Source organism: Streptomyces sp. P3 (assembly GCF_003032475.1).
Classification (GTDB): domain Bacteria; phylum Actinomycetota; class Actinomycetes; order Streptomycetales; family Streptomycetaceae; genus Streptomyces.
This window is the reverse complement of sequence record NZ_CP028369.1, coordinates 8,701,046-8,716,610: the sequence shown is the minus strand read 5'-3', so window position 1 is coordinate 8,716,610 and position 15,565 is coordinate 8,701,046. Positions and strand designations below refer to the sequence as shown.

At 72.5% G+C, this 15,565-nt stretch carries 15 protein-coding genes; 7 read left to right on the top strand and 8 right to left on the bottom strand.

Annotated elements, in window-relative coordinates; all coding sequences use genetic code 11:
- The first annotated feature begins 14 nt into the window (after nucleotides 1-14).
- From C6376_RS38600 to C6376_RS38585, 4 genes are all read left to right on the top strand, one after another.
- Nucleotides 15-470, top strand: a complete 456-nt coding sequence (locus C6376_RS38600; protein WP_107447702.1) for a MarR family winged helix-turn-helix transcriptional regulator — start codon at nucleotides 15-17, stop codon at nucleotides 468-470.
- Nucleotides 471-606: 136 nt separating this feature from the next.
- Nucleotides 607-1,194, top strand: a complete 588-nt coding sequence (locus tag C6376_RS38595) for a hypothetical protein (protein WP_107447701.1) — start codon at nucleotides 607-609, stop codon at nucleotides 1,192-1,194.
- An 87-nt stretch (nucleotides 1,195-1,281) separates the two neighbouring features.
- Nucleotides 1,282-2,250 carry an acetylxylan esterase gene (locus C6376_RS38590; RefSeq protein WP_107447699.1) on the top strand — a complete coding sequence of 323 codons (969 nt, stop codon included), beginning with the start codon at nucleotides 1,282-1,284 and terminating at the stop codon, nucleotides 2,248-2,250.
- A 179-nt stretch (nucleotides 2,251-2,429) separates the two neighbouring features.
- The gene (locus C6376_RS38585) at nucleotides 2,430-3,596 is read left to right on the top strand and encodes a serine hydrolase domain-containing protein (protein WP_107447697.1); all 1,167 of its coding nucleotides are present in this window, start codon (nucleotides 2,430-2,432) and stop codon (nucleotides 3,594-3,596) included.
- 117 nt (nucleotides 3,597-3,713) lie between these two features.
- Here the strand turns inward: C6376_RS38585 and C6376_RS38580 are convergent, their stop codons facing one another.
- Nucleotides 3,714-4,484: a class I SAM-dependent methyltransferase gene (locus C6376_RS38580; RefSeq protein ID WP_107447696.1), complete on the bottom strand. Its 771-nt coding sequence runs from the start codon at nucleotides 4,482-4,484 to the stop codon at nucleotides 3,714-3,716.
- Between the two features lie 5 nt (nucleotides 4,485-4,489).
- Nucleotides 4,490-5,053, bottom strand: coding sequence for a PadR family transcriptional regulator (locus tag C6376_RS38575; RefSeq protein ID WP_107447694.1), 564 nt, complete (start codon nucleotides 5,051-5,053; stop codon nucleotides 4,490-4,492).
- Nucleotides 5,054-5,133: 80 nt separating this feature from the next.
- Between C6376_RS38575 and C6376_RS38570 the strand changes: the two genes are divergently transcribed.
- A complete protein-coding gene (locus C6376_RS38570; RefSeq protein ID WP_107447692.1) occupies nucleotides 5,134-5,541 on the top strand; it encodes a nuclear transport factor 2 family protein in 408 nt (135 codons plus the stop codon).
- 7 nt (nucleotides 5,542-5,548) lie between these two features.
- On the opposite strand, the gene C6376_RS38565 is transcribed toward C6376_RS38570, so the two are convergent.
- Nucleotides 5,549-6,451 carry a hypothetical protein gene (locus C6376_RS38565; protein WP_173985815.1) on the bottom strand — a complete coding sequence of 301 codons (903 nt, stop codon included), beginning with the start codon at nucleotides 6,449-6,451 and terminating at the stop codon, nucleotides 5,549-5,551.
- A gap of 368 nt (nucleotides 6,452-6,819) precedes the next feature.
- On the opposite strand from C6376_RS38565, the gene rho reads away from it, so the two are divergent.
- Entirely contained in the window at nucleotides 6,820-7,965 is a 1,146-nt protein-coding gene (rho, locus tag C6376_RS38560; RefSeq protein WP_107447690.1) for a transcription termination factor Rho, read from the top strand.
- Nucleotides 7,966-8,051: 86 nt separating this feature from the next.
- The gene (locus tag C6376_RS38555; RefSeq protein ID WP_107447689.1) at nucleotides 8,052-9,425 is read left to right on the top strand and encodes a D-alanyl-D-alanine carboxypeptidase family protein; all 1,374 of its coding nucleotides are present in this window, start codon (nucleotides 8,052-8,054) and stop codon (nucleotides 9,423-9,425) included.
- A 213-nt stretch (nucleotides 9,426-9,638) separates the two neighbouring features.
- On the opposite strand, the gene C6376_RS38550 is transcribed toward C6376_RS38555, so the two are convergent.
- The 5 genes from C6376_RS38550 to C6376_RS38530 all read right to left on the bottom strand — a co-directional run bounded on the left by C6376_RS38550 (nucleotide 9,639) and on the right by C6376_RS38530 (nucleotide 15,526).
- Nucleotides 9,639-10,577: a glutaminase gene (locus C6376_RS38550; RefSeq protein ID WP_107447687.1), complete on the bottom strand. Its 939-nt coding sequence runs from the start codon at nucleotides 10,575-10,577 to the stop codon at nucleotides 9,639-9,641.
- Nucleotides 10,578-10,681: 104 nt separating this feature from the next.
- A complete protein-coding gene (gene aspA, locus C6376_RS38545) occupies nucleotides 10,682-12,094 on the bottom strand; it encodes an aspartate ammonia-lyase (protein WP_107447685.1) in 1,413 nt (470 codons plus the stop codon).
- Nucleotides 12,095-12,351: 257 nt separating this feature from the next.
- Complete coding sequence (locus C6376_RS38540; protein ID WP_107447683.1) at nucleotides 12,352-13,368, bottom strand: asparaginase; 1,017 nt, start codon at nucleotides 13,366-13,368, stop codon at nucleotides 12,352-12,354.
- Between the two features lie 44 nt (nucleotides 13,369-13,412).
- Nucleotides 13,413-14,852 carry an amino acid permease gene (locus C6376_RS38535; protein ID WP_107447681.1) on the bottom strand — a complete coding sequence of 480 codons (1,440 nt, stop codon included), beginning with the start codon at nucleotides 14,850-14,852 and terminating at the stop codon, nucleotides 13,413-13,415.
- Nucleotides 14,849-15,526, bottom strand: coding sequence for a FadR/GntR family transcriptional regulator (locus C6376_RS38530; RefSeq protein ID WP_107449434.1), 678 nt, complete (start codon nucleotides 15,524-15,526; stop codon nucleotides 14,849-14,851). The genes C6376_RS38535 and C6376_RS38530 overlap by 4 nt, the downstream gene beginning before the upstream one ends.
- Nucleotides 15,527-15,565: the final 39 nt, after the last annotated feature.

Sequence of the window (15,565 nt, the reverse complement as noted above, 5' to 3'; positions counted from 1 at the left end):
CGTGGGGAGTGGCCATGCAGGAAGCCGAGGCCGTGGAGACCATCCAGCGCGAGATGACGGTCTTCGCGCGGCGGGCGCGGGCCTCGGCGGGCCGGCTGCACCCCGAACTGTCACTGGTGTCGTACACGCTGCTCGGTCATCTCGAGGAGAGCGACGGCTGCCGGGCGACCGACCTCGCCGCGCACCACGCGCTGGACAAGTCCACGGTCAGCCGCCAGGTCGCCGCCCTGGAGCGGGCCGACCTGATCGAGCGGCGTCAGGACCCCGAGGACCACCGCGTCCTGGTCCTCCACCTCACCGACGCCGGCCGCCGCATCCTCGCCCAGGTCACCGAGAGCCGCCGCACGGCCTTTCGCCGACGGCTCGCCGACTGGCCGCGGGAGGACCTGGAGCGGTTCGCGGAATACCTGGAGCGGTACAACGCGTGGACCGCCCCTGACCCGGCTCGGACGGGCGGAGCGGGCGCGTGATCGAGCGCCGCGCGTTCGCGCCCGTGCGGGGGCGGGCCGTCGGCGAGCCGACGTGAACGATGCGTGAAACCATATACTCCAAACGGGGCATACCCCCCATGGGGGCACTCGTCCGCGTGACGGCGAGGAGGTCGACATGCGAACCCGGGTGCGTGGCTGGCGCTGGCGGCACAATCCGCTGCGGCGCCGTTCGGACGTGGTGGAGGCGTGGACGACGCTCGTCGTCGCCGTGCTGCTGCTCGTCGCCGCGCCCCTGGCCGGAGCGGTGGCCGGCCAGTGGGCCCACGACGACGCTCAAACGGTCGCGGCCCGGCAGCAGGCCGACCGCCACCGGGTGCGGGCCCAGGTCGTCGGCGGCGTGCCGCAGACGATGCCGTCGGTGGAGGGCGGCCGGCAGCAGACGGTCCGGGCGACCGTGCGCTGGACGCCGCCGGGCGAGCCGGTCCGCACGGCCGCCGCACGGGTGCCGGCGGGCACGCGCCAGGGGCAGACGGTGGACGTGTGGTTCGACGCGCACGGCCACGGTGTCGCCCCGCCGCCGAACGGCACCATGGTGTGGCAGCAGACCCTGACCATGGGCGTGTGCGTGGCCGGGTGCACGGCCGTCACGGTCCTGCTCGGAAACGCCGTGGTCCGCCGGCTGGCGATGCGGCGCCGGCTGGGCGAATGGGAGCGGGAATGGGCGCGCACCGAACCGCAGTGGAGCCGGCGCAGGCCCGCCTGATGCGCGCGGGCGGGGGCTGGCGAGCCTTCCCGCCGCCACCGTACGGTGTGATCATTCGTACGGGCACTTAACAAAAGGCGGTCCTTCATGCCCCTGTTCGACCTGTCGCTCGAAGAGCTCCGCGCGTACCGCAGCACCTCCGCCGAACCGGAGGATTTCGACGCGTTCTGGTCCAAGACCCTCCAGGAAGCCCGCGAGCACGACCTGGACGCCCGCTTCGAGCCGGTCGACACGGGCCTGGCCACGGTGCAGGTGTACGACGTCACGTTCGCCGGGTTCGGCGGTCACCCGGTCAAGGGCTGGCTGACGCTGCCCGCCGGGACGGCGCAACCGCTGCCGCTGGTGGTGGAGTTCGTCGGCTACGGCGGCGGGCGCGGCCTGCCGCACGAGCACCTGTTGTGGGCGTCGACGGGCCGCGCGCACTTCATCATGGACACCCGCGGGCAGGGCAGCGCGTGGGGCGGCGGGGGCGGCACCGCGGACCCGGTGGGCGGCGCGCCCTCGTACCCCGGATTCATGACCCGGGGCATCGACGACCCGGAGAACTACTACTACCGCCGGGTGTTCACGGACGCGGTGCGTGCGATCGAGGCGGCCCGCTCGCACCCGCTGACCGACGCCTCACGGACCGTGGCGGTCGGCGGGAGCCAGGGCGGCGGCATCACGATAGCCGTGGGCGGTCTGGTGCCGGACCTCGCGGGCGTCGCCCCGGACGTGCCGTTCCTGTGCGACTTCCCACGAGCCGCGACGCTGACGGACCGTCACCCCTACCGCGAGATCGGCCTGTTCCTCAAGACGCACCGCGGTCGCACACAGGACGTGCTGCGCACCCTGTCGTACTTCGACGGCGTGCACTTCGCCGCCCGCGGAACGGCGCCCGCGCTGTTCTCGGCGGCCCTCGAGGACCAGACCTGCCCGCCGTCGACCGTGTTCGCCGCCTTCAACGCGTGGGCGCACGACGACAAGGCGATCGAGGTGTACGACTTCAACGACCACGAGGGCGGCGGCCCCTACCAGGAAGCGGCCAAGCTGCGCTGGCTGCGCGCGTACGCCTGAGCGGGCCGGGCCCGGGCCTGCCGGCGCGCCGGCGCAGATCCGGGCCCGACCGGCGGCGGGCGGCGATTCCGCCGGGGAGTCGCTCCGACCGCTTCCCTCCAGTCCGACCAGTCGGTATGTTCGATGGGTCCGGACCGCACCATCGCGATCCGGGGTTTCCGGCGGACCACGGAGGACCCATGTCCGAGCACGTGCCACAGGTTCACGGTCACTGCGACCCGTGGTTCGCCGCGCTGCGCACCGCCTTCGAGGAGAACTTCCGGGAGCGCGGCGAACTGGGCGCCGCGGTGAGCGTCACGGTCGACGGGGCGACGGTGGCCGACCTGTGGGGAGGCTGGGCCGACGCCGCCCGCACCCGGCCCTGGGAGCGGGACACCCTGGTCAACGTCTGGTCCACCTCGAAGGGGCCGACCGCGCTGTGCGCGCACATCCTCGCCGACCGGGGTCTGCTCGACTTCGACGCGCCGGTGGCCGACTACTGGCCGGAGTTCGCCGCGGCGGGCAAGGAACACGTCCTGGTACGGCATCTGCTGTCCCACCGCGCGGGCCTCGCGGGGCTGCGCGAACCGCACTCGCTCGACCAGCTCTTCGACTGGGAGCTGACCACCGGGCGTCTCGCCGCCATGGAGCCCTGGTGGGAACCGGGCACCCGGTCCGGCTATCACGCGCTCACCTACGGATTCCTGGTCGGGGAGGTCGTACGACGGGTGTCGGGGCTGCTGCCGGGGGCCTTCCTGGAACGGGAGGTGACCGGCCCGCTGGGTATCGACTTCACGATCGGGCTGCCCGAGAAGGAGTCCGCCCGGGCTGCCGAACTGGTGCATCCGCCGGCCGCCTCGTCCAGCGAACAGGCGGCTGTCTTCAGCCAGTTGTCGCCCGCGGCCATCGCCGCGCTGACCAACCCGCCGGCGGGTGCGGCCGAGGCCAACACGGCCGCGTGGCGGGCCGCTGAGATCCCGGCCGCGAACGGCCACGGCACCGCCCGGGCAGTCGCCGCGCTCTACGGGATCCTGGCCGGCCGGGGCACGTACGACGGCCGGCGCATCCTGTCCCCCGAGGCCGCCGAGCGGGTGCGCGAGGGCCAGGGCAGATGCCGGGACCTGGTGCTGGGGGCCGGATTCGCGCACGAGACGGAGATCGGGCTCGGGCTCTGGCTCAGCGGGCCGAACGGCTCCTACGGACCCAACCCGCGCGCTTTCGGACACGACGGCTTCGGCGGTTCCTGCGGGCTCGCGGACCCCGAGGCCGGCGTGTCGCTCGGATACGTCATGAACCGCATGGGCCCGCACATCGCCGACGACCCGCGCAAGACGGCGCTGGTGGACGCTCTCTACGGCGCGTTGTGAACGGCGGCGTCCTTGGCCGGCCGCGACACGGTCGCCCGAAGAGCGGCGCACGGGAGGATGCCGGGACGGCCCGCGGCCCGGCGGTGGACACCCGGCGGGAGGCGCTGGTCCGGGCGTTCACGCTCCCGGCGGCCGGGTGACCCCGTCCGGAGCGTCGTCGGCCGGTCCGGTCCGTCGCGCCTCGACCAGGCGGACCCGTGGGCTGCCGTCGCTCCGCGCCCCGAACTCGGGCAGGGCGCGCAGCTCCACGTGGAATCCGGCCCGCGTCAGTTCGCGCCGCACCTCGCCGAGCCGGAAGGCCCGGTAGTACATCACGAACGGCGGCCGCCACAGGGCGTTGCGCACCCGCATCGCGGCGTCGAAGCCGAGAAGCGCCCAGTACAGCGGGGAGGACGGCGCGGGCGGGGCGAGGACCGGGAAAGCGAAGCGACCGCCCGGCCGCAGCGCGGTGTGCACCTGGGCGAACAGGCCCGGCAGCTCCCGGGGCAGGAAGTGGCCGAACGCGCCGAAGCTGACGACGAGGTCGAAGCGGGCCGTGAAAGGCAGGGCACGGGCGTCCGCGCGCACCCAGGACACCCGCGGGCCGGCCGTCGGGGGCCGTCGGCGCGCCTCGTCGAGCATGCCGGCGCTGAAGTCGACGCCGGTCACGCTGGACCGGCACACCGTCGCCAGGACGTCCACCCCGGCGCCCGTGCCGCAGCACAGGTCGAGGCCGTCCTCGTAGGGGCCGGTGTCCTTCAGCGCCGCGGCGACCGCGTCGAGGACGGAGTCCGGGGTGCGGAACGGCGTGTGGTCGAACTTCGGCGCGAGGAGGTCGTAGCCGTGCTCGACGGACGACAGGGCCTGGACGGCGAGTTCGCGCAGCGTGGGGCCTTCGGGGCTGAACATCGGCGTCAGCCTACGGCCGTGCGCCGTTCGAGAAGACCGAGGGCCCGCTCGCACCAGCGCACATTCGTCTCTTCGAGGGCGATGCCGCCGAGCAGCGTCAGATAGGGCCCGATCCGATCGGCCTCGCTCAGGTACTCCTCCTCGGTGCGCCCTGCGAGGAGGCGGTCGCGGAGCCGTTCGTAGCGGTCGAGTTTGCCGCGCGACCAGCTCATGCGCTTCTCGATCAGCTCGCGCGTCGCCCCGGGGTCCGCGCCGTCCATCGCCTGGATCTTGACCATGAGCTCGTCGCGCAGTGCGGCGGGGCGGCGGGGCGGGACGGCGGCGAAGGCGCTCAGATCCTCGCGGCCCGCCCCGGTCAGGGTGAACATGCGCTTGTCGGGCCGGCGCTCCTGCCGTACCACCCGTGCCTCGATCAGGCCGTCCTGGGCGAGGCGCTCCAGTTCGCGGTAGAGCTGCTGCGGGGTCGCCGGCCAGAAGTTCGCCAGGGAGACGTCGAAGATCTTCGACAGCTCGTAACCCGAGGCCTCGCCCTCCAGAAGAGCGGCCAGGACGGCGTACTTGAGGGACATGTGGACACGGTAACACCAGGTGATTATTCTCGGACGCACCTAATCAACAAATTTACTATCACTGAGAACGAGGAGATCCGATGCGCGCATTCCGCGAGGCGGTCGAGGCCGGCGATCTCGAGGCCGTCGAGGCACTGCTGTCCGACGACGTGGTCTTCACCAGCCCGGTGGTCTTCAAGCCCTACCCGGGCAAGGCGATCACGGCGGCGATCCTGCGCGCGGTCTCGCAGGTCTTCGAGGACTTCCGGTACGTACAGGAGCTGGAGGGCGGCGAAGGGCGCGACCATGCCCTGGTCTTCACGGCGCGGGTGGGGGAACGCCGGCTCAGCGGCTGCGACTTCATCCACGTCGACGACAACGGCCTCATCGACGAACTGACGGTCATGGTCCGCCCGCTGTCCGGCGCGCAGGCCCTGGCGGCGGCCATGGGCGCGCGGTTCGACGACATCGCGAAGGAGGCGCAGGCGTGGGCGGTCTCCGCCTCCTGAAGCGAGGTCAGTCCCTGAGCTCGGCGAGCGTGGCCCGGGAGTCGGTCTTCAGCCAGCCCGAGACCTCGTCGAGCGTCGGCGGGTCCTTGTCCGTGCTGTACGAGGAGTAGTAGGCGCTGTAGCTCATCGTGTAGGTCACCCAGCCGTCGCGCACGGCGAGCGTGGCGTAGAGCGAACCGCTCGACGAGGAGGACGTGGTGTCGTTACTGACGAGATAGGCCTCGTCGCCGATGCCCGCCACCGTGTCCACGTCGTAACCCGAGTGACTCTCGCCGTAGTTCTTCCAAGTGGCGGTGAACTCCGGTCCCGGGTCGGTCTTCTTGTGCAGGTCCAGCTGGACGTACAGGTACGCGTCGGCGTAACTCGAACCGGTCTTCTTCAGACTGAGGTTGCACAGCACCTCGTCGAGGGCGTCGTCCCCGAGGCTGTTGTGGGTCGGGGTGCTGTCGTTCGCCGCGTACTCCGACTGGAAGGACGCGTAGTCGGTGGAGTTGCACAGGTTGGCCGGCGCCGAGTAGCCGCGCAGGTCGACGTCGGACCCGGCGGGGATCAGGAAGACGCCCGCCGCCCACGCGGCGGACGCCGCCACCGCGCCGACGACGGCCCACAGGACCGCCCGTCCCGCACGGCCGCCGGTCGGCGGCGGCGGCGGTCCGACGGCCGGGTACGGGCCGGGCTGGGCATACGGGTTGCCGGGCTGCGGCTGCGGCGGCTGCACCAGGGGTCCGACCAGGGTCGGCTGGGCGTAGACGCTCTGCTGGGCGGACGGGGCGGCGGGCGCCGCCGGGGGGAACCCCAACGGCCCGCCGGGGGCGGGTGACTGCGGATTCGGATAGGGATACGCGCTCGGCTGGGCCGGCGCCCCGGACGGCGGCTCCGGCTGCTGCGGAGGCTGAGACGGCGTGGACATGACGTGAAGATAATGCACACATAGCAGTCAAGTCCCTTGCCGTCACGGATCGTTACCCTCTGAGGACATTCGCGGCAAACCACGGAAGAATCAGTGCACGCCGAAGAGCGTGCTATATTGCGAGTGGCATTTGTGTACGCCCCGCTTCGAGGCGCCGGTGCCGATTCCTTCTCTGCCCGTCGAACCACCCGCCCTTCCCGGCCGGTGCGGCGGCTTTCCCGCACCACCTCGTCGACGGCGGACAGCTCCGTCGTGACAGGTGTCGTTCCCGCCGCCCGCGGCGCGTCACGCGCCGCGCCCTTCTCCCGCGGCTGCTCCCTCCCCTCTCGCACGTCCCCGTGCCTCCGTCCGTGAAAGGACACACCACCATGACCGCCCCCACCCTCGAACAGCCCTCCGTCCACCAGCAGCCCCCGGTCCGGACCGCCGTCGGCGTCCTCGACGTCGACGCGGGCGGCAAGGGCCGCCTGCGCCCGCTCGACTGCCTGCCCACCCCGGACGACGTGCAGGTGCCCGCGGCACTGATCCGCCGTCACGGCCTGCGCGGCGGTGACCTCGTCGAAGGGGTGCGCGGCGCCCAGCGCACCCTGACCGAGGTGGCCCGCGTCGACGGCCGCACGCCCGGCGAACTGCGCGGCCGCCGCCACTTCCGCGACCTCACCCCGCTCCACCCCCACCGACGGCTGCGCCTGGAACACCCCGCGGCCGGCCTCGCCGGGCGGGTCACCGACCTCCTCGCGCCCGTCGGCAAGGGCCAGCGCGGACTGATCGTCGCCCCGCCCAAGACCGGCAAGACCGTGCTGCTCCAGCAGATCGCCGCCGCCGTCGCCGGCAACCACCCCGAGGCCCGGCTGATGGTCCTGCTGCTCGACGAGCGCCCCGAGGAGGTCACCGACATGCGGCGCTCCGTGCGCGGCGAGGTGTACGCCTCGACCTTCGACCGGGCGCCCCGGCAGCACATCGCCCTCGCCGACCTGGTGGTCGAGCGGGCCAAACGGCTCGTCGAGGCCGGCGAGGACGTCGTGATCCTCCTCGACTCGCTGACCCGGCTGTGCCGGGCCCACAACAACGCGGCCGCCGCCGGGGGCCGCACTCTCAGCGGCGGCGTCGACGCGACCGCGCTGATCGGCCCGAAGCGGTTCTTCGGCGCGGCGCGCGCGGCGGAGGAGGGCGGGTCGCTCACCATCCTCGCCACCGCCCTGGTCGAAACGGGCTCCCGCGCCGACGACTTCTACTTCGAGGAGCTGAAGGGCACCGGCAACATGGAGCTCCGCCTGGACCGCGAGCCGGCCTCCCGGCGGGTCTTCCCCGCGGTCGACGTCAACGGCTCCGGCACCCGTCGCGAGGAACTGCTGCTCTCCCCGGCCGAGTCCACCGCCGTGCGCGGTCTTCGCCGGGCGCTGCAGACCGCGCACGGTCAGGCGAACCTGGAGACGCTCCTGGAACGACTGCGCCAGACCCCCGACAACGCCGCCTTCCTGCGGTTGATCCAGCCGACCCTGCCGACCGGCTGAGGAGCGGTACCCCATTGGGGTGCTCGCGGGGCCGCCTTCGGCACGGGCGACCCGAGGGACAGGGCGATCATTCCTAGGTTGATCGTATGACGATCGGATTCTCCTCTCGGGTCGCTGTCTCGGCCGGTGTGTTCTGTGCGGCAGGCGCCCTGACCCTCGGTCCCGTCGCGGCCCTCGCCCCCGCCGCGGCCGACCAGGGCCCTCCCGGCTCCCCCGGCAGGCCTCGCCCGGTCCCGGCAGCGGCCGGCGCCCGTGCCGGTGGCGCGGGGCCTCACGCGACACGCGCGCAGGCGTTGCGGAGCGCGGTGCTGTACCGCTCGGGCGTCCAGGTGAGGCCGCACGACGGCGTACCCGGCGTGCCGGACGTCTCGGCGCTGTCCTGGCTCGTCTCCGACGCCGACACCGGCGAGGTCCTCGCCGCGTCGAACGCCCACCGCGAGCTGCCCCCGGCGAGCACGCTGAAGACCCTGTTCGCCCTCACGGTGCTGCCGGTGCTGCCCGCCGGCCTGCGGCACCGGGTCACCGAGGAGGAACTCTCGGGCATCGGGCCGGGCAGCAGCCTGGTCGGGGTCGCCGAGGGGCAGACGTACTCGGTCGCCGACCTGTGGCGCGGGGTGTTCCTCAACTCGGGCAACGACGCCGTGCACGTGCTGGCGGCCCTCAACGGCGGCTGGAGCACCACGACCGCCCGCATGCAGGAGAAGGCCCGCTCCCTCGGCGCACTGGACACCCACGTGCGCTCGCCCGACGGGTACGACGCACCCGGCCAGGTGTCCTCCGCGTACGACCTGGCGGTCTTCGGCCGGGACGGGCTGCGCAACGCCGACTTCGCACGCTACTGCGGCACGGCGGAGGCGACGTTCCCGGGCGGCGACGGATGGTCGTACGGCATCGCCAACACCAACCGGCTGCTGACCGGGCACGACGGCGTCGAACCGTACCCCGGGCTCGTCGGGATCAAGAACGGCTACACCAGCAAGGCCGGCAACACCCTGGTGGCCGCCGCCCGCCGGGACGGACACACCCTCGTGGTGACGGTGATGAACCCTCAGGCGGGCGGCGGCCACGCGGTCTACGAGGAGGCTCGGAAACTGCTCGACTGGGGGTTCGAGGCGGCCGGCCGGGTCGACCCGGTGGGCTCGCTCGACGCACTGCGCACCGCGCCCCCTCCCCTCGCGGGACCGGAGGCGGCGCCCGCCCAGGAGCCCACGCGCACTCCCCCGCGGGCGTCCACCGCGGTGCCGGGCTCCACGGCGACGCCCGGCACGACGCCGGCGCCCACCCCGCCCCGGACGCAGACGCAGACGCAGACGCAGACGCAGACGGCGGCCGCCACCGCGGACCTGTCACGGCGTCCCGGCTGGCCGGCCGTCGCGGAAATCGCCGGCGCGGCCGTCCTGGGCGGTGCGGCGGTGGCGCTGGTGCTGTGGATCGCGCGCCGCCGGTTCACCCGCGACTGACCCGTGACGGCCCCGCCGCCCGCCCGGAAGCACGCGGGGGGAGCGACACGTTCCCCGCGCCCGACGGGTCTTCCCGTATCGGAGCCGGCCGTCCTGCCCGCAACGCGCACAGGGCGGTGATACGGCGCACCACCCCGCTGCCGCCGCGGCTGACCGACTTCATGGACCGAGCCCGCACACGGTCACGCGAGGCGGGGTCGCGACGGCGCGGGGTCAGAACACGGACAGTCCCGTGAGCGTCGTGAACCGGTCGAGCGCGGCCACTCCCGCCACCGAGTTGCCGTGCTCGTCCAGGCCCGGACTCCACACGCACAGCGTGCAGCGGCCCGGCACCACGGCGATGATGCCGCCGCCCACGCCGCTCTTGCCGGGCAGACCGACCCGGTAGGCGAACTCACCGGCGGCGTCGTACGTGCCGCAGGTCAGCATGACCGCGTTGACCTGCTTGGCCTGGCTCCGGGTGAGCAGCCGGGCGCCGTCGGCGCGCACGCCGTGCCGGGCGAGGAAGCCGGTCGCCAGGGCGAGGTCGGCGCAGGAGGCGGTGAGGGAGCACTGCCGGAAGTACTGGTCGAGCAGGACCGGCACCTCGTTGTCGATGTTGCCGTACGACGCCATGAAATGGGTGAGAGCGGCGTTGCGGTGGCCGTGCGCGGCCTCGGAGGCGGCGATCTCCTCGTCGAAGTCGAGGCCGGGGTTGCCGCTCTCGGCGCGCAGGAACTCCAGCAGCTCGCCGGCCGCGTCTCCGCTGCGCGTCTGCAGGCGGTCGGTGACGACCAGCGCGCCCGCGTTGATGAACGGGTTGCGCGGGATGCCCCCCTCGTACTCCAGCTGCACCAGGGAGTTGAAGGGGTTGCCCGAGGGTTCCCGGCCCACGTGCTCCCAGAGTTCGTCGCCCTCGCGGGCGAGGCCGAGCGCGAGGGTGAAGACCTTGGTGAGGGACTGTGTGGAGAACGGCTGCCGCCAGTCCCCCACGCCGTACACCGTGCCGTCCAGCTCCGCGACGGCCATGCCGAAGCGGCGCGGGTCGAAGGCGGCGAGCGCCGGGATGTAGTCCGCGGGCCGGCCGCGGCCGGGGGTGCGCTCCATCTCCTCGGCGATCTGCTCCAGGACCGGCTGGAAGGCGAGGGACGACGTCGTTGTCATGATCACCATTGTGCCTCCGCACCGGTCCTGGCGCGTTCGTCGCAGGTGGTAGGGGGTCGACCGGGAGCCGACCGACGGCCGCGAGTCGGTCGGCGACCGGCAGCCGGCCGCGTTCACGCCAGGGCGTGCCCGCTGTTGGCCAGCACCTCGGGGCGCAGCAGACCGGCGAGGCGTTCGGCGGGCAGCAGTCCCTTCTCCAGGACGAGTTCGGCGACGCCGCGGCCGGTCACCAATGCCTCCTTGGCTATCTCGGTGGCCGCCGTGTACCCGATGTGCGGGTTGAGGGCGGTCACCAGGCCGATGGAGTTCTCCACGCTCGCGCGCAGCGCCTCGGTGTTGGCGGTGATGCCGTCCACGCAGCGTTCGGCGAGGGTGAGGCAGGCGGCGCGCAGGTGGGTGACGGACTCCGACAGGGAGTGCAGGATGATCGGCTCGAAGGCGTTGAGCTGGAGCTGTCCGGCCTCGGCGGCCATGGTGATGGTGACGTCGTTGCCGATCACCTCGAAGGCGACCTGGTTGACGACCTCGGGGATCACCGGGTTGACCTTGCCGGGCATGATCGACGAACCGGCCTGCACCGGCGGCAGGTTGATCTCCCCGAGGCCGGCGCGCGGCCCGGACGACAGCAACCGCAGGTCGTTGCAGCTCTTCGAGAGCTTGACGGCGATCCGCTTCAGGACGCCGGACATCTGCACGAACGCGCCGCAGTCCTGGGTTGCCTCGACCAGGTTCGCGGCGGTCACCAGCGGCAGCCCGGTGATCCGCGCGAGATGGCCGCGGGCCGACTCGGCGTAGCCGGCGGGCGCGTTGAGGCCGGTGCCGATCGCGGTCGCGCCCAGGTTGATCTCGTGGATCAGCTCGACGGCCTCGGCGAGACGGCTGCGGTCCTCGTCGGTCATGACGGCGTACGCGGAGAACTCCTGACCGAGCGTCATCGGCACCGCGTCCTGCAGCTGGGTCCGGCCCATCTTGAGCACGTCGCGGAACTCGACGGCCTTACGGGCGTAGGAATTCTGCAGCACGGCCATCGCGTCGAGCAGTCCGCGCACCGCGAACACCGTCGCCACCTTGACGGCGGTCGGGTACACGTCGTTGGTGGACTGGCCGAGGTTGACGTGCTCGTTGGGGTGCAGGAACCGGTACTCCCCCTTCGCGTGGCCCAGCAGCTCCAGCGCCCGGTTGGCGATCACCTCGTTGGCGTTCATGTTGGTCGAGGTGCCCGCGCCGCCCTGGACGACGTCCACGACGAACTGGTCGTGCAGCCGGCCGGCGCGGATCTCGCGGCATGCGGCGACGATCGCGGCCGCCTTCTCCGGCTCCAGCAGGCCGAGCTCCTCGTTCGCGAGGGCGGCGGCCTCCTTGACGGCGGCGAGGGCGTCGACGAGATGCGGGTGGGCCGAGATCGGCGTGCCGGTGATGGGGAAGTTCTCGGTGGCGCGCAGGGTGTGCACGCCCCAGTACGCCTCGGCGGGAACGTCCCGGTCTCCGAGCAGGTCGTGTTCGCTGCGGGTGACGGCGGTGGTCATGAGGGGGCGACCTCTTTCTGAGGCTGGCGCTGAGGGTGAGGGTGGGGGTGCGAAGGAGACGGGTCCCGGTGGCGGCCGGCTCGGGCGGTACGGGGTGAGGTCCGCCCGAGCCGGCCGGGTGCCGTCCGGTGGTGACCGGAGCGGCGGTCAGGCGGCCGGACGCGGGGCCCGGCCGGGTCTGCGGTGGGAGGAGCGGCCGGTTGACGGCCGGCGTTCCGCCGGTGGCCACCGCGCACACCCGGTGGCCACCGGAGCCCTCAGGCGCAGGCCCGCACGGTGACCGGGTCCAGTGCCCGGACGGGTCGGAGGCGGCCCACGGGTTCGCCGCCGCCGAGGAGGGGCTCGCCCGCGAAGCCGGTGAGAACGCGCGGGTCGACGCCCGCCCGGACGAGGGCGGCCGCGGTGACCGGGACCCGGGCGCGGTTCGCGCCGTCGGAGATCTTGACGGCGACGGCGCGGCCGTCGGGGAGCGCGGCGACCTCGACGCCCTCGAAGCCGTCCTTGGCGAGCAGTCCGGGCACGGCGTGCATCAGGGCCGCGACGTCCCGGCCGGCCCCGGAGGCCATCTCGGCGTGGGCGCGCATCGCGTCGGCCACGCGTGCCTCGGGGGTGCCGGGCGCGGAGGCGGTGACGCGGGAGACGGCCCGGGCGAGGCCGTGCAGGGAGACGGAGAACAGGGGTGCGCCACAGCCGTCGACGGTGACCCGGGCGATGCGCTGCCCGGTGAGGTCCTCGACGATCTCGGCGATCGCCTGCTGGAGCGGGTGCGCCGGGTCGAGGTAGCCGTCGAGGGACCAGTCGTTGAGCTTGCAGGTGTAGAGCATGGCGGCGTGTTTGCCGGAGCAGTTCTGGGCCAGGCGGGAGGGCTCGCGGCCCTCGCGTATCCAGTTGTCGCGGACCGCCGGGTCGTACGGCAGGTCCTCGACGTTGCGCAGGTCGTCCTCCGTGACGCCCGCCAGTTCGAGGATGCGCCGGGTCCCGGCGAGGTGGCGTTCCTCGCCGGAGTGGCTGGCCGCCGCGAGCGAGAGGAGCTCTCCGTCGAGCGGCAGCCCGGCCCGGACCATGGCGACGGCCTGGACCGGCTTGAGCGCCGAGCGCGGGTAGAAGGCGGCCTCGACGTCGCCGAGCTGGAGCTCGACGGCGCCGCCGGCGCCGAGGACGACGACGGAGCCGTAGTGGACGCCCTCCGTCACCCCGCCGCGGACCAGGTGGGCGACGGGCGCGTGGAGGGGTTCGCGGATCACGGGGGCGTCGGCGAGGGAACTGCTGTACATCACTGCCTGCATCACTGGTGGGTGGTCGGCGGCCGGCGAAGGGATCACGCGTCGGCCTCGGAGGAGGTGCGGGCGAGGTTGCGGCGGATGGCGTACCACCCGGCGACCAGGGCCGCGGCGATCAGCGGCAGGCACAGCACGGTGGTGCGTCCGGCGCCGCCGTCGGCGTACATGAGGACCAGGACCGAGGCGAGGAAGAACAGCGTCACCAGTTCGGTCCAGGGGGAGCCCGGCAGCCGGTAGCCGGGGCGGGTCAGCTCGCCCTTCTGGGTCTTCTGCCAGAAGAGGAGGTGACAGATCATGATCATGCCCCAGGTGGCGAGGATGCCGATCGCCGCGAAGTTCAGGACGATCTCGAAGGCGTCCGCCGGGACGACGAAGTTCAGGCCCACGCCGAGGACGCAGATGCCGCTGGTGAGCAGGATGCCGCCGTAGGGGACCTGACTGCGGCTCATGACCGAGGTGAACTTCGGAGCGGAGCCGGACATCGCCATGGAGCGCAGGATGCGGCCGGTGGAGTACAGGCCGGAGTTGAGCGAGGACATGGCGGCGGTGAGGACGACGAGGTTCATGACCCCGCCCGCCGCCGGGATGCCGACGTTGGACAGGACCGTCACGAAGGGGCTCTCGGCGGAGGTGTACTTGTTCCACGGCAGCAGCATCGACAGCAGGACCACCGAGCCGACGTAGAACAGGCCCACCCGCCACATGATCGAGTTGATCGCCTTCGGCATGATCTTCTCGGGGTTCTCGGTCTCGCCCGCGGCGACGCCGACCAGTTCGACGGAGGCATAGGCGAAGACCACGCCCTGGATGATCAGCAGCATGGGCAGCAGGCCGCTCGGGAAGATGCCGCCGTTGTCGCTGATGAGGGAGGGGCCCGGGGTGGCGCCGTCCACCGGGTGCTGGGTGACCAGCAGGAAGATCCCGATACACATGAAGATCACCAGGGCGCTGACCTTGACGATGGCGAACCAGAACTCCAGTTCGCCGAAGATCTTCACGGAGATCAGGTTCACGGTGAGGACCACGGCCAGGGCGACGAGCGCGATCACCCACTGGGGTATGTCGGAGAACATGCCCCAGTAGTGGGTGTAGGTGGCGACCGCGGTGATGTCGGCGATGCCGGTGGTGGCCCAGTTCAGGAAGTACATCCAACCGGCCGTGTACGCGCCCTTCTCGCCCATGAACTCACGGGCGTAGGACACGAAGGCGCCTGAGGAGGGGCGGTACAGGACGAGTTCGCCCAGGGCGCGCACGACGAGGAAGGCGAAGATCCCGCAGACCGCGTAGGCGATGAAGAGGGAGGGTCCGGCGTCGGCGAGCCGGCCGCCGGCGCCGAGGAACAGGCCGGTGCCGATGGCCCCGCCGATGGCGATCATGTTGACGTGGCGGGACTTCAGCGACTTGCTGTAGCCCTCGTCTCCGGCGTCGACGTGAGGGGTGGAGGGGCGCGTCTCGTCTTTGAGGTGCTGGTCGCTCACGCCTCGGGTCCGCCTTCCAGGGGGGCGTCCGTGCCGGCGGCGCGGACGATGTCGGTGAGGGTGGTCTCGACGCGGTCGAGGTGGTGGCTCATGGCCTCCACGGCGTCGGTCTCGGAACCGTCGATCAGCGCTTCGACGATCGCCCGGTGCTCGCGGTTGGACTGCTCGCGCCGGCCGCCCAGTTCGTTGAGGAAGGCCGACTGACGCGCCAGTGCGTCCCGGATCTCCTCGATGACCCGGCGGAAGACCGGGTTCTGGGCGGCTTCGGCGACGGCCAGGTGGAAGAGGGTGTCCATCGCGACCCACGCGGTGGTGTCCGTCTCCCGCTCCATGCGCTCGAGCAGATGGGCGAGGTGGTCCAGGTTCTCCGCGGTGCGGCGCCGGGCCGCGTACCCGGCGACCGGGACCTCCACGTGGCGGCGCACCTCGAGCAGGTCGCTGGCCGCGTAGTCGCCGAAGGTGGGGTCCTCGACGGTGTTGGCGATCACGAAGGTGCCCTTGCCGGTCTTGGCGACCGTCAGGCCCATGGTCTGCAGGGCGCGCAGGGCCTCCCGCAGCACGGGCCGGGACACCTCGAGGGTGCGGCAGAGCTCCGCCTCGGAGGGGAGCTTGTCGCCGATGGCGTACTCGCCGCGTTCGATGGCGCCTCGGAGGTGGGTGAGGACCGCTTCCATGGCGCTCACGCGCCGCGGCATCCGACCACCTGTCTGGCT

Excerpts from the sequence above, each read along its gene's own strand:
- C6376_RS38600 (WP_107447702.1), top strand. The coding sequence starts at position 15 with ATGCAGGAAGCCGAGGCCGTGGAGACCATCCAGCGCGAGATGACGGTC.
- C6376_RS38595 (WP_107447701.1), top strand. The coding sequence starts at position 607 with ATGCGAACCCGGGTGCGTGGCTGGCGCTGGCGGCACAATCCGCTGCGG.
- C6376_RS38590 (WP_107447699.1), top strand. The coding sequence starts at position 1,282 with ATGCCCCTGTTCGACCTGTCGCTCGAAGAGCTCCGCGCGTACCGCAGC.
- C6376_RS38585 (WP_107447697.1), top strand. The coding sequence starts at position 2,430 with ATGTCCGAGCACGTGCCACAGGTTCACGGTCACTGCGACCCGTGGTTC.
- C6376_RS38580 (WP_107447696.1), bottom strand. The coding sequence starts at position 4,484 with ATGTTCAGCCCCGAAGGCCCCACGCTGCGCGAACTCGCCGTCCAGGCC.
- C6376_RS38575 (WP_107447694.1), bottom strand. The coding sequence starts at position 5,053 with ATGTCCCTCAAGTACGCCGTCCTGGCCGCTCTTCTGGAGGGCGAGGCC.
- C6376_RS38570 (WP_107447692.1), top strand. The coding sequence starts at position 5,134 with ATGCGCGCATTCCGCGAGGCGGTCGAGGCCGGCGATCTCGAGGCCGTC.
- C6376_RS38565 (WP_173985815.1), bottom strand. The coding sequence starts at position 6,451 with ATGTCCACGCCGTCTCAGCCTCCGCAGCAGCCGGAGCCGCCGTCCGGG.
- rho (WP_107447690.1), top strand. The coding sequence starts at position 6,820 with ATGACCGCCCCCACCCTCGAACAGCCCTCCGTCCACCAGCAGCCCCCG.
- C6376_RS38555 (WP_107447689.1), top strand. The coding sequence starts at position 8,052 with ATGACGATCGGATTCTCCTCTCGGGTCGCTGTCTCGGCCGGTGTGTTC.
- C6376_RS38550 (WP_107447687.1), bottom strand. The coding sequence starts at position 10,577 with ATGGTGATCATGACAACGACGTCGTCCCTCGCCTTCCAGCCGGTCCTG.
- aspA (WP_107447685.1), bottom strand. The coding sequence starts at position 12,094 with ATGACCACCGCCGTCACCCGCAGCGAACACGACCTGCTCGGAGACCGG.
- C6376_RS38540 (WP_107447683.1), bottom strand. The coding sequence starts at position 13,368 with ATGTACAGCAGTTCCCTCGCCGACGCCCCCGTGATCCGCGAACCCCTC.
- C6376_RS38530 (WP_107449434.1), bottom strand. The coding sequence starts at position 15,526 with ATGGAAGCGGTCCTCACCCACCTCCGAGGCGCCATCGAACGCGGCGAG.